Consider the following 14,787-nt stretch of genomic DNA (forward strand, 5'->3'; position numbering starts at 1 on the left):
CTCAGCGCCCGGTCGCCACGGCCGGCGCCGGCTGGCCGGCCGCGCGCGCCATCGCGTCTTCATGGTGCATCAGGTTCATCGCGGTATGCACGAGCGCCACGTGCGAGAACGCCTGCGGGAAGTTGCCGACGAGCCGCCCGGCGACCGGGTCGTATTCCTCCGCGAGCAGCCCCAGGTCGTTCGACAGCGAGAGCAGGCGGCTGAAGAGCCGATGCGCGTCGTCGATCCGGCCGAGCAGCGCGTAGCTGTCGACCAGCCAGAAGCTGCATGCGAGAAACGTGCCTTCGCCCGGCGGCAGGCCGTCGTCGTATTCGGTCGTGCGGTAGCGCATCACGAGCCCGTCGTGCAGCAATTCCCGTTCGATCGCGGCGACCGTGCCGACGACGCGCGGGTCTTCCGGCGGCAGGAAGCCGAGTTGCGGCAGCAGCAGCACGCTCGCGTCGAGCTCGTCGCTGCCGTAGCTCTGCGCGAACGCCTGCTTGCCTTCGTGCCACGCGTTGGCGCAGACGTCCGCATGGATCTGCTCGCGCAGCGCGCGCCAGCGGTCGAGCGAGCCGGGCAGCCGGAACATTTCCGCCGACTTGATCGCGCGGTCGAACGCGACCCACGCCATCACCTTCGAGAACGTGAAATGGCGACGGCCGCCGCGCGTTTCCCAGATCCCTTCGTCGGGTTCCTGCCAGATTTTCTCGAGGTGGTCGAGCAGCGCGCACTGCACGGACCAGACCGTGTCGTCGGCCTGCAGGCCGCCCACGCGCGCGAGGTGCAGCGCGGCCATCACCTCGCCGAACACGTCGAGCTGAAGCTGGTTCGCGGCGCCGTTGCCGACGCGTACCGGCTGCGAATCCTGGTAGCCGGGCAGCCAGTCGAGCTCCATTTCCGGCAGCCGGCGCTCGCCGGCGATCCCGTACATGATCTGGATCTGCTCGGGCGAGCCGGCCATCACGCGGCCGAGCCACGTGCGCCATGCACGCGCCTCGTCGTAGTAGCCGCCGCGCATCAGCGCGAGCAGCGTGATCGTCGCGTCGCGCAGCCAGCAGTAGCGGTAGTCCCAGTTGCGGTTGCCGCCGATCTTCTCGGGCAGCGACGTGGTCGGCGCGGCGACGATGCCGCCGGTCGGTTCGTACGCGAGCGCCTTCAGCGTGATCAGCGAGCGGCGCACGGCGGCCGCGTAGCGGCCCTGCACCTGGCAGCGGCCCGACCATTCGAGCCAGTAGTTCTCGGTGCGCGCGAGCATCGACAGCGGGTCGCGCGCCGGCGGCAGCCGCATGTGCGACGCCGCGTAGCCGAGCGAGAACGGCACGCGCTCGTCGGCGCTGACCGTGAATTCCGCGAGCGTATGGAGGTTCTTGCCGGCGAGCGGCACCGGCGTGCGCAGCACGACGGTATCCGGGCCGGCGATGGCCTTCATGCCGTCCTCGCGGGTCAGTTGCGTGACCCACGGAATCGAGAAACCGTAGTCGAAGCGCAACACGAGCTCCATGCGCATCTTCATCTTGCCGTGGCGGCCGACGACGATCCGCACCAGTTCGGACCAGCCGTTGCCGGGCGGCATGAAGTCGATCACGGTGACGGCGCCATCGGCGCTTTCGTAATCGGTTTCGAGAATCAGCGTGTCGCCGCGATAGCGGCGCGTGGTGTGCGTGATCGCGGCGTCGGCGGCCGGAGCAAGCAGCCAGCGGCCGTGCTCGGGCGTGCCGAGCAGCGCCGCGAAGCAGGCGCCCGAATCGAAGCGGGGCCAGCACAGCCAGTCGACGGAGCCGTCTTTTGAAACCAGCGCGGCCGTGTGGCCGTCGCCGACGAGGGCGTAGTCTTCGATCAGGGCGGGCATGGGCAGGCGATCCTTGGATATTCGAGTTCACAATGCGGACGTCGGCGGCCCGGACTTCACGCCCGGGCGCCGCGCCCCGTATACTCGGCCGGGCGGCGGAGCGCATGAACGGCCGGCGTTTCGTCCTATCTCAACACTTGAAGCGACTCGATGCAAGGAGGATTCAATGCCCAACCGTTTACGGGAGCGTGACGCACGCGCTTCGACACGAGGGTTCCCGCTTAGGTTCGCTCACTGGATGAAAGGTTTCGCGATCGTGCTTTCCCTGTCCGCGACCCACGCATTCGCGCAGCAATCGTCCGCCCCGGCCGACGGCGTCTACAACCTGCTCGTCGGCACCTATACGGGCGGCGGCAGCGACGGGATCTACGTTTACCGCTTCGATACCAAGACCGGCAGCGTCGCGCCGGTGTCGTCGGCGAAGACCGTGAACCCGTCCTACCTGTTGCCGAGCCGCGACGGTCGCACCGTCTACGCGGTCAACGAACTGCCCGGCGACGACAGACCGGCGACGCAGCGCGGCGGTGTCAGCGCGTTCGGCTTCGACGCGAAGACGGGCGCGCTCACGTTCATCGACCGCGTGTCGTCGGAAGGGAACGATCCTTGCTATCTCGCGCTGTCGCCGGACGGCAAGTACCTCGTCACCGCCAACTACTCGGTCGCGGCCGATCCGGGGGGCAGCTTCGCGGTGCTCCCGATCCGCGACGGCGGCGCCGTTGACCCGGCCGTGCTGACGGTCCACCACGAAGGCACCGGGCCCGTGAAGGGCCGCCAGGATGGCGCACACGTGCATTCGACGGTGTTTTCGCCGGACGGCCGCTACCTGTTCGTGCAGGATCTCGGCGCGGACAAGATCTACGGCTACCGCTACACGGTGGACGGCAGCCGCGGGCTGATCGGCCCGACCGACACGCGCTACACGCCGGTGAAGGCCGGCTCGGGCCCGCGTCACATGGTGTTCGGCGCCGACGGCCGCTTCGCGTACGTGACGAGCGAGCTCAACGCGTCGGTCGAGGTGTTCGGCTATCACGACGGCAAGCTGACGCCGGTCGAAACGGTGCCGATGACGGCGCCGGGCTTCAAGGGCAAGGTCGGCGGCGGCGCGATCCACCTGTCGCCGGACGGGCGCTTCCTGTACGTGAGCAACCGCGGCGACGCGAACGACCTCGTGATCTACGCGGTGAACAAGGCCGACGGCCGGCTGAAGCACGTCGGCCGCCAGTCGAGCCTCGGCAAGACGCCGCGCGAGTTCCTGATCGATCCGACCGGCAAGTGGCTGATCGTCGGCAACCAGGACAGTGACACGTTCTACGTGTTCAGCCGCGATGTCGAAACGGGGCAGCTCGGCGCGAATCCGCAGAAGGTCGCGGTCGGCAAGCCGGTCGACTTCAAGCTGGTGCCGGTCGCGCAGTAACTCCCGGTCGATTCCCGGTCGATGCGAGAAGGGCGCTGCCGATGCAGCGCCCTTCGTCTTTCAGGCGGCCGGTTGCGCGGCGTACCCGTATCGATGAATCGCGGCCGGCGGGCCGCCGGCCTCAGTCGGCCGCGGCCGGCACGAGCACCTCGCGGCTGCCGTTGATGCCCATCGCCGACACGAGGCCGGCCGCTTCCATCTGCTCGACGAGGCGCGCCGCGCGGTTGTAGCCGATGCGCAACTGCCGCTGCACCGACGAGATCGACGCGCGCCGCGTGCGCACGACGAACGCGACGGCTTCGTCGTACAGCGGATCGGCTTCCGCATCCGGCGCATCGCCGAACAGGTCCTGCGTCGCGCCGTCGGCGGCCGGGCCGTCGAGGATGCCTTCCTCGTACTGCGGCTCGCCGAACTGCTTCAGATATTCGACGATCCGGTGCACTTCCTCGTCGGCGACGAACGCGCCGTGCACGCGCTGCGGGTAACCCGTGCCCGGCGGCAGGAACAGCATGTCGCCCATCCCGAGCAGCGACTCCGCACCCATCTGGTCGAGGATCGTGCGCGAGTCGATCTTCGACGACACCTGGAACGCGACCCGCGTCGGGATGTTCGCCTTGATGAGGCCGGTGATCACGTCGACGGACGGCCGCTGGGTCGCGAGGATCAGGTGGATGCCGGCCGCGCGTGCCTTCTGCGCGAGGCGGGCGATCAGCTCCTCGATCTTCTTGCCGGCGACCATCATCAGGTCGGCCAGCTCGTCGATCACGACGACGATCAGCGGCAGCTTCGACAGCGGCTCCGGGTCCTCGGGCGTCAGCGAGAACGGGTTGCCGATCTTCTTTTCCTTCGCCTCCGCGTCGCGGATCTTCTGGTTGAAGCCCGCGAGGTTGCGCACGCCGACGGCCGACATCAGCCGGTAGCGCTTCTCCATTTCGCCGACGCACCAGTTCAGCGCGTTCGCCGCGAGCTTCATGTCGGTGACGACCGGCGCGAGCAGGTGCGGGATGCCTTCGTAGACCGACAGCTCCAGCATCTTCGGGTCGATCATGATGAGCCGCACGTCTTCCGGCGTCGCCTTGTACAGCAGCGACAGGATCATCGCGTTGATCGCGACCGATTTGCCCGAACCCGTCGTGCCCGCGACCAGCATGTGCGGCGCCTTCGCGAGATCGGTGACGACCGGGTGGCCGGTGATGTCCTTGCCCATCGCGATCGTCAGTTGCGACGGCGAATGCTGGTACTCGCGCGAGGCAAGAATTTCCGACAGGCGGATCATCTGGCGCTTCGCGTTCGGCAGCTCGAGGCCCATGCAGGTCTTGCCGGGAATCGTCTCGACGACGCGGACCGACGTGAGGCCGAGGCCGCGCGACAGGTCTTTCATCAGCCCGACGATCTGGCTGCCGCGCACGCCGAGCGCGGGTTCGATCTCGAAGCGCGTGATCACGGGGCCGGCCGATGCGCCGACCACCGTCACCGGCACCTTGAATTCCTGCAGCCGCTGTTCGATCACCTGCGCGGTTTGCGCGAGGTGTTCCTCGGTGATCGTTTCGACGTCGTCGGATGCGGGCTCGAGCAGGTCGAGCGTCGGCAGTTCGACGCTGAACGACGCGGGTGCGTGGAATTCGAACGCGTTCGGGCGCGGCGGGCGGGCGGGGGTGTCGACTGGGGCCGGTTCGGTTGCCTCGATTGCCTCGCTGGCCGGTGCGCCGATTGGCGGGGTAGCGGGCGATGCCGGCGCGGAAACGGCGGCTGCCGGTGTGGGCGGCAGGTTTGCGCCGGGGAAGGTGGTTGCCGGCAGTGCTGCGGTCGGCGTTGCGCTCACGTCATACGACATGGACCCGCTCGCCGACGACGCGGCAGGGGCGGGCTGTGTCATGAACGTCTGGGTTGCGACTGCGGCAGGGACGGACGCGATCGACGGAGCCTGCGTCGCAGCGGCCGCACCGATGAACGTCAGCGATCCGGCTGCAGCGGCAGGCGCGCCGGCGATCGGGTGAGTCGGAGTGGCCGCGGTCGTGGTCGTCGGCGCGATCGCGGTGAAGGACGGTGACGCCGAGGCGGACGCGGTTGGCGACACGGGCACGCTGATTGCCGGCTGCGGAGCGACTGCGCCCGATGAGCCGGAAGTAGCGAAGGTCGTCGTACCGGCCGACGTGGTTGCTGTGTCGGTTGGCAGCGTCGGTGCCGGCGCGGAAGACGATGCAGTGATGGGCGCGGACGTGAAAGTCGCGGGTGTTGCGGTGGCCGGTGCCGGCGTTACCGGCGCCTGCGCAGTCGAACCGAACGTCGAACCCGCCGCGCCGGTCGTCGATGGCGTCACGGCGGGTGCATCGGTCGATGCGGGCGTCGAAGCGCGGGACAGCGAACCGTCAGTCATGCCCGTGACATCGGCCGGCGATGCCGACGCGGCGGAAGTAACGGGTGGTGCCGATGCGGCCGGTTGCGACGGCGAAGCGGACGCCGTGCCGGTTACGCCGACCGGCGAAACTGCGGCGGCGACGGGTGCGATGCTCGATGCGGAGGCAGTCGAATCAGGAGCCGTGCCGGCCAGAGGCGATGCAGCGACGGCCGAAGCCGTCGATGCTGCGGCAAACGGCTGAACCGTCGGCGATTTCGGCAATTCCGCGGCGACGGTTGTCTGTGTCGCTGCGGGCTGCACCGTCGAAGGTGTCCAATACGTGGCGGCAGGCATCGCGCCTTGAGCGATGGCCGGCAGCGGTGCCGCAGGTTGCGCCTCGACCGGTTTGCCGGCTTCCGGTGCGAGAGGCGATACGGCCGGTGCGGAGGTCGCAGCAATCGACGAGGTCTCCGGAAGTGCGCGCACAGACGCTCCGGCGATCGACGAAGAGGGCAGGGCAGCGAACGGAACGATGCTGTCGGCCGGCGGCTTCACGTCGGCGTGCGCATCGGCAGCCTCTTGACGCAAGTAGGCCGGTGCGGCGCGATCGATTGCAGCCGCAGGTTGCGCGTCGTTCTCGTCGTCGATATCGACGGACCCGGTCGGCTTGCTGGTGCCGAGGTCGCGAACCGCTGCATCGCCTGCTTGCGCGAAGGCTGGATGAGCGGATTCCGGTCGCGCGGTGTCCGCCAGCGACTCGGCGATCCGGCTTCCGGTCGACACGTCGAGCGCAGAAACCGGCGGGCTGACGACATCTTCCCAAGGCGCGAGGTCGATGGGTGCGTCGAACGACGGCGCGGCGGCGATCCTGGATGCCGGCGTGGCGGGCGCTTCGTCGATGTGATGGATCTCGTCGCCGGCGCGATGCGAGAACGCGGCATCGTCGATGCCGGTATTCGACCGTGCGTTCGGTTCGGCGTCCTCGAATGCCGGAGTGGGCAATTCGACACCCGGAGCATGCGCGATGCCGGATTCCGCCGGCATGAAGGCGTCGAGCACGATCGGCGCGCCGTCGTCGTAAGCGGACGCGGCATCGTGTTCGGCCGGGACATTGCTGTCCTGGGCTGCGATGTCATGCGTCGCGAGGGCGAACGCGTTCGACGCGGCCGCCGATGCCGGCGCGGCCACGCTGCCTGTTGCCGCGGTTACGCCGGCCACGGCTGCTGCTGCGGCCGCCGCGTGCGTCGCATCGGCCGACTGCGCACCGCCCAGCGACGCCCATTGCGCGGTGCTGGCCTCGATCGATCGCAGCGTGTCGTGAACGCTCGGCGCCGGCGTGATCGGTGCGGCCGGCTTCTCGGTCCACGCATAGAGCGGCGCGCGCGCCGGCGCGGGCGGCGCCGGGCGGCGTCGTGCCGCGTCCGGCGACTGGCCGGCTGCCGCCGTTCCTGCGACTGGTCGCACCGGCGGACGCTGCGGCTGCGTACCGGCCGGTCGCGGCGTGACCGTGGCGCGCGGCGCGGTCGGCGTCAGCGCGGCGGTGGCCGGCCGCGCGGCGGTCGGACGCGGCCGGACGGGTTCGAACCCGACCGGAAGCGGAGCGGGCGCGGGGCGCGGCACTTGTGCGTTCGCCGCGGCGCGCGCGAGGCTGGCGGTACTGCCGGTGGTCGGCGGCGGCATCGCGCTGGCCGGGATCGGCGCGGGCGGCGCAGGCGTGCGCTGCGGCGCGGTCGGCTTCAGCCAGCCGGACGGCGCGACGGGTTCCGCAAGCGGGCGCGGCGGTGTCTTGCCGCGCGGCTTCGGTCGCGCCTGCGGATCGGGTTTCCACACCGTCGGGCGCGAATACCGGCCGTTCTGGCGCGGCGCCATCGAGTTGACGGTGTGCGCGGTGGTCGGCTGCACGACGTCATCGTCGCGATGCAGCGCGCTGCGCGGCAGGTCGGCGATCCCGCGCGCGTCGTCGTCGCCGCCGTCGCGCGACAGCTTGACGCCGAACGACGTGTCGACCCACGCGGCGAACTGCCGCCAGCCGATGCCGCTCAGCCACGGCAAGCCGGCGAAGAACAGCACGACCATCGCGACCGGCGTGCCGATCGGGCCGAGCAGGTGGGCGAAGCCGGCCGAGAATGCATGGCCGAGCGCGTTCGTGTCGGGGCCCGACAGCGGGCTCGTCAGCGTGCAGCTTGCGACGAATACCGCGGCGAAGCCGAGCCACAGGCGGATCGAGCCGCGGCCGGCGAGCCCGCCGCCGCCGGGCAGCATCGCCTGCACGAGACGCCAGAAGAGAAGGAGGAACCAGACGGCGGAGATGCCGAACCAGCCGAAGACAACCGTGTGCATGCTTTGAAACAGGAGTGGGGAGGGGCGCGCGGGGCGCGACCCGCCGAGTTTAACCGGCCGGCGAACAAGACTCTAACGCGGCGTGATTTCGATTCACGCCGCGTGACGCACGTGGGTGGCACATGCGCGTGGCGCGCCACGCGAAGGCGGTCGGTCGGCCTTCGCGCGCGCCGTGCATCAGGGGCTCCGGTGCGTGAACGTCAGCGTTGCGCCGGCCTGGGTCACGATCTGCAATTGCTGGGGCGCGCGCATCTGTACGCCGGTCTTCTCGACGTGGGCGAGCGCGTCGAGGTACGCGGATTCGAGCTGGCCGCCGAGCGTGTTCGGGCAGGCCATCCGCGTGCCGGCGAGCGGGCCGAAGCTCAGCAGGCCGTTCTTGATCGCGTAGGTGCCCATGTAGCGGTTGCAGCCCGAGAACCCGCTCGCGCGCCGGATGCCCGAGTCGGTCGACAGCGCGAGCTTGATCGGCTCGCCGTTGTCGCCGTGCGGGATCGCGCGTTGCGTGCCGTCGGCGTTCACCCAGCTGGTGAGCTCCCAGCTCGTGTCGTCGAGCAACTGGACGGCGGCCGGGTTGTACGGGTCGGGCGCGGGGGCGGCGGAATCGGGATGGGTCGGCATCGCACAGGCGGCGAGAAGCGTGGCAAGCGTCAACGCGCAGAGCGGCGCGCGCAACGGGCGAAGCAGGCCGGTGCGTGCGCGTGCGGCCGCGGACAGGTGGGACATGAGCCTCGTTCCTCTTCGGATTCTGATCAAGGCGTAAGAGTAACGCACCCGCCCTGCGGCAGGCGAGCCGACACTTCGCGCGTGAAAACGTTCGCAGGCCGCCCGCGCGCTTCGCGCGACCCGACGCGGGCGCGGCCAAACCGCCCAAACCGGCCCGGATGCCCGTGTTAACATCGAAGCCGTTTTCGTCCTCCAACAGAACCAGCGGGAAATCACATGCAGATCGGTCAGCGGCTCGGTACACCGCTTTCACCCTCGGCCACGCGCGTCATGCTGCTCGGCGCCGGCGAACTCGGGAAGGAAGTCATCATCGCGTTGCAGCGTCTCGGCGTCGAAGTCGTCGCGGTCGATCGCTATCCGGACGCGCCCGGCCACCAGGTCGCGCATCGCGCGCACGTGATCGACATGACGGACCCGGCCGCGCTGCGCGCGATCGTCGAGGCCGAGCGCCCGCACCTGATCGTCCCCGAGATCGAGGCGATCGCCACCGACGCGCTCGCGGCGATCGAGGCGGCCGGCCTCGCCGAGGTGATCCCGACCGCCCGCGCGACGCAGCTCACGATGAATCGCGAAGGGATCCGCCGGCTCGCGGCCGAGGCGCTCGGCCTGCCGACTTCCCCGTATGCGTTCGCGGATTCGTTCGAGGCGTTCAGCGCGGCCGTCGCGAAGATCGGCATGCCGTGCGTCGTGAAGCCCGTGATGTCGTCTTCGGGCAAGGGGCAGTCGGTCGTGAAGACCGACGCCGACGTGAAACCCGCGTGGGACTACGCGATGGCGGGCGGGCGCGTGAACCACGGCCGCGTGATCGTCGAGGGCTTCGTCGATTTCGACTACGAGATCACGCAGCTGACCGTGCGCGCGATCGACCCGGCGACGCTCGACACGCGCACCTATTTCTGCGAACCGGTCGGCCACGTGCAGGTGGCGGGCGACTATGTCGAATCGTGGCAGCCGCAGCCGATGAGCGCGGCGGCGCTCGAGAAGTCGCGCGCGATCGCGCACAAGGTGACCGAGGCGCTCGGCGGGCGCGGGATGTTCGGCGTCGAGCTGTTCGTGCGCGGCGACGACGTCTGGTTCTCCGAGGTGAGCCCGCGGCCGCACGATACGGGCCTCGTCACGCTCGCCTCGCAGCGCCAGTCGGAATTCGAGCTGCACGCGCGGGCGATTCTCGGGCTGCCGGTCGATCCGGCGCTCGGCACGCCGGCCGCGTCGGCGGTGATCTACGGCGGGCTCGACGAGCGCGGAATCGCGTTCGAAGGCGTGCGCGACGCGCTCGCGGTGCCGGGCGCGGACCTGCGCCTGTTCGGCAAGCCGGAAAGTTTTGCGAAGCGGCGCATGGGCGTCGCGCTGGCGACCGGCGCGACCGTCGACGAAGCCCGCGAACGCGCGAAGCGTGCTGCCGCGGCCGTCCGGCCCGTGTCGGCGCGCTGACGGAACGAGGAGAAGAGGATGGCGTCGAGAGGGTTGCGTATCGGAAAGCTGGGCGTCGCGCTGGCGCTCATCGCGAGTCTCGCGGGCTGCGGCCTCGCGGCCGCGCCGTGCCGGGTGGCATCGGCGGGCCTCAAGATCGTGCCGCTCGTCGGCCATGTCGCCGCGGCGCCGACCGATGCGTGCGCGGATGTGATCGATCCCTGATTCCGGCCGTCGACGCGATTTCCCGCCAACCTTATAAACAATAACCGCGCGCCCTGCGACGGCGCGTTTTCACCCGTCTCGTGAGAGGACCTGCATGATTCGCCCAACCCTCGCCGCGCTTGCGCTCGCCGGCAGCGCCGTTTCCGTCGCGCATGCCGCGCAACTGACCGTCGAAGAGATCGACGCCGACGCGCGCCAGCCAACCGTCTACCAGTGCGCGAACCACAAGTCGCCGGTGCGCGTGTCGTACTGGCTCGCGGGCAACGGCCAGAGCTTCGCGCTCGTGCCGGTCGACGGCAAGCAGATGCTGTTCGTCGACACGGTATCGGCGTCGGGCGCGCGCTACCAGGCCGGACGCTATACGTGGTGGACGAAGGGCAAGGAAGCGACGCTGCGCGACGAGATCGCCGACCCGAAGTCGCCGCCGCTGCTGGGCGACTGCGTGCAGGTCGAGAAGAAAAAGAAGAAGGGCTGAGAGGCGGGCGCGAGCGTATTTGACCGGCTGCCGGGCTGAAGGCTCGGTACGCGCGGCTGGCGGCGGGCATGTCGATACGAGACTTCGAGATCGAGCCCCTAATATTGTTCACTGGCCGATACGAATAGCCCGATCGGCCAGTCACTCGGCCGCACGGGCCCGGACAGGCACGCCGCGCGAACCGCGGCCGCGGCCGTTCGCGGCGTTGTCACGGACAGATGCCCGCACGGTGCTACAATACGGCCCTTTCCGCCGGCATTCGCGCCGAACGGAGTCCGCACGGCCTGGCGTCCAGCGTTCGCATTGAACCGGTCCCAAGCGCCAGAGCGGCGCCGCGCGGCGCGCCGCGGCTCCGTCTATTTCCGAATTGTGATGAGCGCAGGCCCGGCCGGCCTGACGCACGATGTCCCCGCCGCGCCTTTTGAGCGAAACGCCACCATGTCCGATTCTGTCGCCAAGCCCGTCGACGCAACCTTCGACCAATTCGGCCTTGCCGCCGATATCCTGAAAGCCATTGCGGAGCAGGGCTATACGACGCCGACGCCGATCCAGGCGCAGGCCATTCCGGTCGTGCTCGCCGGCCGCGACGTCATGGGCGCCGCGCAAACGGGCACCGGCAAGACCGCGAGCTTCTCGCTGCCGATCATCCAGCGCCTGCTGCCGCACGCCAGCACGAGCGCGTCTCCGGCGCGCCACCCCGTGCGGGCGCTGATCCTCACCCCGACCCGCGAACTCGCCGACCAGGTCGCCGCGAACGTGCACGCGTATGCGAAGCACACGTCGCTGCGCAGCGCGGTGGTGTTCGGCGGCGTCGACATGAACCCGCAATCGGCCGAACTGCGCCGCGGCGTCGAGATCCTGATCGCGACGCCGGGCCGCCTGCTCGACCACGTGCAGCAAAAGACGGCGAACCTCGGCCAGGTGCAGATCCTGGTGCTCGACGAAGCCGACCGGATGCTCGACATGGGCTTCCTGCCCGATCTGCAGCGCATCCTGAACCTGCTGCCGAAGGAGCGTCAGACGCTGCTGTTCTCGGCTACGTTCTCGGGCGAAATCAAGAAGCTCGCATCGACCTACCTGCGCAACCCGCAGACGATCGAGGTCGCGCGCAGCAACTCGACGAACGCGAACGTCACGCAGATCGTCTACGACGTCGCCGAAGGCGACAAGCAGGCGGCCGTCGTGCAGTTGCTGCGCGATCGCGGCCTCAAGCAGGTGATCGTGTTCTGCAACAGCAAGATCGGCGCGAGCCGCCTCGCGCGCAATCTCGAGCGCGACGGCGTGGTCGCGTCGGCGATTCACGGCGACAAGACGCAGCTCGAGCGGATGCAGGCGCTCGACGCGTTCAAGCGCGGCGAGATCGAGGCGCTGGTCGCGACCGACGTGGCCGCGCGCGGCCTCGACATTGCCGAGCTGCCGGCCGTGATCAACTTCGACCTGCCGTTCAGCGCGGAAGACTACGTGCACCGGATCGGCCGTACCGGCCGCGCGGGGGCGACGGGCGACGCGCTGTCGCTGTGCAGCCCGAACGAGCGCAAGCAGCTCGCCGATATCGAGAAGCTGATCAAGCGTCCGCTCGAAGTGCAGACGCTCAGGATCGACAAGCCGGCGCGCCAGCGTCACGACGAGCGCGGCGGCGAGCGCACCGGCGAGCGTGGCGCTGAGCGCAGCAGCGAGCGCGGTGGCGAACGGGGCGGCCGGCGCGAGCGCGACGAGCATCGCGGTGCATCGGGTCGCCGGTCGGGCAGTTCCGAGCGTGGCGCCCATCATCGCCGCCACGAAGCGCCGGTCGACGATTTCTTCCTGAAACCGTACGAGCCGTCGGCGTCGGCGAAGCAGCCGGACGACGCGCAGGCCGCGCAGCAGCCGGAGAAGAAAGGGCCGAAGCGCCAGGTCGCCGCGCTGCTCGGTGGGTTCGGCATGCCGCGCAAACCGTCGGCGTAAGCCGGGCGGAGCGGCAGGGCGGCGCGCGAGCGCTGCCGGACAAGCGGGTACATGTGACGAGCATGTGCCCGTTTTTCATTGGGCGACGCGATCGGGACGGGGCGTGCGTGCGGAGGTTGTCGCTTGCCGCGCGGGGTTGGATATTTCGATGCGGTGTCGTAGCGGACGTGGCGCTCAGGCTTCCGTCACGCTTTCATGCGATCGGATTCGCCGCTGACGGATGCCGGAACGTAGTCGGCACGGGCCGGTGTCGTGCAAGCGCGTCAACCGGCGCGCGGCCCGAAGCGACGCGCCCACGCGTCCGTCGCGGCCGCGTAGAACGCGTCGATCGTATGGCCCGGTAGCTCGCCATCGTCCGACAGACCGAGATGCGCGGCCGCGGCCTGCAGCGCCGGCAGCGGATCGTTGCGTTCAAGCGCCGTCGCGCCGGTCTGCTTGCTGAGCTTGTCGCCGTTCGCATCGACGACGACCGGCACGTGCAGGTACTCGGGAGTCGGCACGCCGAGGCAGCGCTGCAGATAGATCTGGCGTGCGGTCGAATCGAGCAGGTCGGCGCCGCGCACGACGTGCGTGATGCCGGCGTCGGCATCGTCGACGACGACCGCGAGCTGATACGCCCATTGGCCGTCCGCGCGTTTGAGCACGAAATCGCCGACTTCGGTCGCGAGGTTCTGCGATTGCGCGCGCTGCCAGCGATCGTCGAACACGACGAGCGCGTCGTCGCCGTCCGGCACGCGCAGCCGCCATGCGCGCGCGGGCTTGCCGTGCAGGCCGGTGCGGCAGGTGCCCGGATACGCGAGCGTCGTGTGGCGTTCATGGGCGGCGCGCAGCGAATCGGCGATTTCCTTGCGCGTGCAGCCGCACGGATACACGAGCCCGGCCGCGACGAGCCGCTCGAGCGCGGCGGCATAGTCGGCATCGCGCGTGCTTTGCCACACGGGCGGCGCGTCGGGCGTCATGCCGAAATGCGCGAGCGTCGCGAGGATGTCGTCGGCCGCGCCGGGCACCGTGCGCGGGCCGTCGAGATCCTCGATGCGCACGAGCCAGGTGCCGCCGTGCGCGCGTGCGTCGAGCCAGCTCGCGAGCGCGCCGACCAGCGAGCCGAAGTGCAGCGGGCCGGTGGGTGATGGCGCGAAGCGGCCGCGATAGCCGTGGTTCATCGGCGGGGCGCGGTGCGACGCGCCGTTACGCGGCGCTGGCTGCCTGTGCGCAGGCCGGGCACGACTTGCCGGGCACGTAGCGCGACGATTGTTGCGCTTCCGGCGTGACGACCGCGCGGCACGCGAAGCACGTGACGTTCTCGGTGGGCTGGAGCTGCGGGTTCAGCGCGGTGCGGTAATCGAACACGAAGCAGTCGCCGTGGTAGTGCGCGCCGCCGACTTCCTCGAAGTACTTCAGGATCCCGCCTTCGAGCTGGTACACGTTGTCGATGCCGATTTCCTTCATGTGGATCGCGGCCTTCTCGCAGCGGATGCCGCCGGTGCAGAACGACACGACCGTCTTGCCTTCGAGGTCGGCGCGGTTCGCGTCGATCACTTCCGGGAATTCGCTGAACTTGTCGATCCGGTAGTCGAGCGCGTTGTCGAACGTGCCGACGTCGACTTCGAACGCGTTGCGCGTGTCGAGCATCACGACCGGGCGGCCCGTATCGTCGTGACCGCGGTCGAGCCACGCCTTCAGCGTGCGCGCGTCGACGAACGGCGCGCGGCCGAGCTCCGGCTTGATCGCGGGCTTCTTCATCGTGATGATCTCGCGCTTCAGGCGCACGAGCATGCGGCGGAACGGCTGCGAGTCGGACAGGCTTTCCTTGAACTGCAGCGTCGCGAACTTGCCTTCGAACAGCGGATCGTGGCGAATGTACGCGATGAACGCGTCGGCGGCTTCGCGCGTGCCGGCGACGAACAGGTTGATGCCTTCCGGCGCGAGCAGGATCGTGCCGCGCAGGCCGAGTTCGTTGCAGCGGGCGGTGACGAGCGGGCGCCATTGCTCGTTCGCGTCGAGCGAGACGAAGTGGTAGGCGGCGAGGTTGACGATGGTCATGATGGTCCGACGGGAAAACGGCCGCACGGCGGCCCGCAAAAAAGGGT

Annotated in this window: 10 protein-coding genes; 5 read left to right on the forward strand and 5 right to left on the reverse strand. The window is 69.6% G+C overall.

What is annotated here, in order from left to right; translation table 11 throughout:
- Position 1: 1 nt before the first annotated feature.
- On the reverse strand, positions 2-1,831 hold the full coding sequence (locus HWW87_RS23210) for a glycoside hydrolase family 15 protein (protein WP_174433025.1): 1,830 nt from the start codon (positions 1,829-1,831) through the stop codon (positions 2-4).
- A 166-nt stretch (positions 1,832-1,997) separates the two neighbouring features.
- On the opposite strand from HWW87_RS23210, the gene HWW87_RS23215 reads away from it, so the two are divergent.
- A complete protein-coding gene (locus HWW87_RS23215; protein WP_175822318.1) occupies positions 1,998-3,245 on the forward strand; it encodes a lactonase family protein in 1,248 nt (415 codons plus the stop codon).
- Between the two features lie 121 nt (positions 3,246-3,366).
- On the opposite strand, the gene HWW87_RS37240 is transcribed toward HWW87_RS23215, so the two are convergent.
- Together HWW87_RS37240 and HWW87_RS23225 are read right to left on the reverse strand one after the other, a co-directional pair.
- Positions 3,367-7,923: a DNA translocase FtsK gene (locus HWW87_RS37240; RefSeq protein ID WP_175822319.1), complete on the reverse strand. Its 4,557-nt coding sequence runs from the start codon at positions 7,921-7,923 to the stop codon at positions 3,367-3,369.
- A gap of 177 nt (positions 7,924-8,100) precedes the next feature.
- Positions 8,101-8,646: an META domain-containing protein gene (locus HWW87_RS23225; protein ID WP_175822320.1), complete on the reverse strand. Its 546-nt coding sequence runs from the start codon at positions 8,644-8,646 to the stop codon at positions 8,101-8,103.
- A gap of 216 nt (positions 8,647-8,862) precedes the next feature.
- On the opposite strand from HWW87_RS23225, the gene purT reads away from it, so the two are divergent.
- The 4 genes from purT (at position 8,863) to HWW87_RS23245 (ending at position 12,700) form a co-directional block, all read left to right on the forward strand.
- The gene (gene purT, locus HWW87_RS23230; RefSeq protein ID WP_175822321.1) at positions 8,863-10,077 is read left to right on the forward strand and encodes a formate-dependent phosphoribosylglycinamide formyltransferase; all 1,215 of its coding nucleotides are present in this window, start codon (positions 8,863-8,865) and stop codon (positions 10,075-10,077) included.
- Positions 10,078-10,095: 18 nt separating this feature from the next.
- Positions 10,096-10,281 (forward strand): DUF6726 family protein, encoded by a 186-nt coding sequence (locus tag HWW87_RS23235; protein ID WP_174389104.1) that lies wholly within the window; start codon positions 10,096-10,098, stop codon positions 10,279-10,281.
- Between the two features lie 94 nt (positions 10,282-10,375).
- Positions 10,376-10,756, forward strand: a complete 381-nt coding sequence (locus HWW87_RS23240; RefSeq protein WP_174433030.1) for an MliC family protein — start codon at positions 10,376-10,378, stop codon at positions 10,754-10,756.
- Between the two features lie 372 nt (positions 10,757-11,128).
- On the forward strand, positions 11,129-12,700 hold the full coding sequence (locus tag HWW87_RS23245; protein ID WP_175822322.1) for a DEAD/DEAH box helicase: 1,572 nt from the start codon (positions 11,129-11,131) through the stop codon (positions 12,698-12,700).
- 263 nt (positions 12,701-12,963) lie between these two features.
- Here the strand turns inward: HWW87_RS23245 and gluQRS are convergent, their stop codons facing one another.
- Together gluQRS and HWW87_RS23255 are read right to left on the reverse strand one after the other, a co-directional pair.
- Positions 12,964-13,860, reverse strand: a complete 897-nt coding sequence (gene gluQRS, locus HWW87_RS23250; protein ID WP_175822323.1) for a tRNA glutamyl-Q(34) synthetase GluQRS — start codon at positions 13,858-13,860, stop codon at positions 12,964-12,966.
- 25 nt (positions 13,861-13,885) lie between these two features.
- Positions 13,886-14,740, reverse strand: a complete 855-nt coding sequence (locus HWW87_RS23255; protein WP_175822324.1) for a sulfurtransferase — start codon at positions 14,738-14,740, stop codon at positions 13,886-13,888.
- Between the last annotated feature and the right edge of the window lie 47 nt (positions 14,741-14,787).

Source organism: Burkholderia sp. BCC0419, from assembly GCF_902830285.1.
In the GTDB taxonomy this organism is placed as follows: Bacteria; Pseudomonadota; Gammaproteobacteria; order Burkholderiales; family Burkholderiaceae; genus Burkholderia.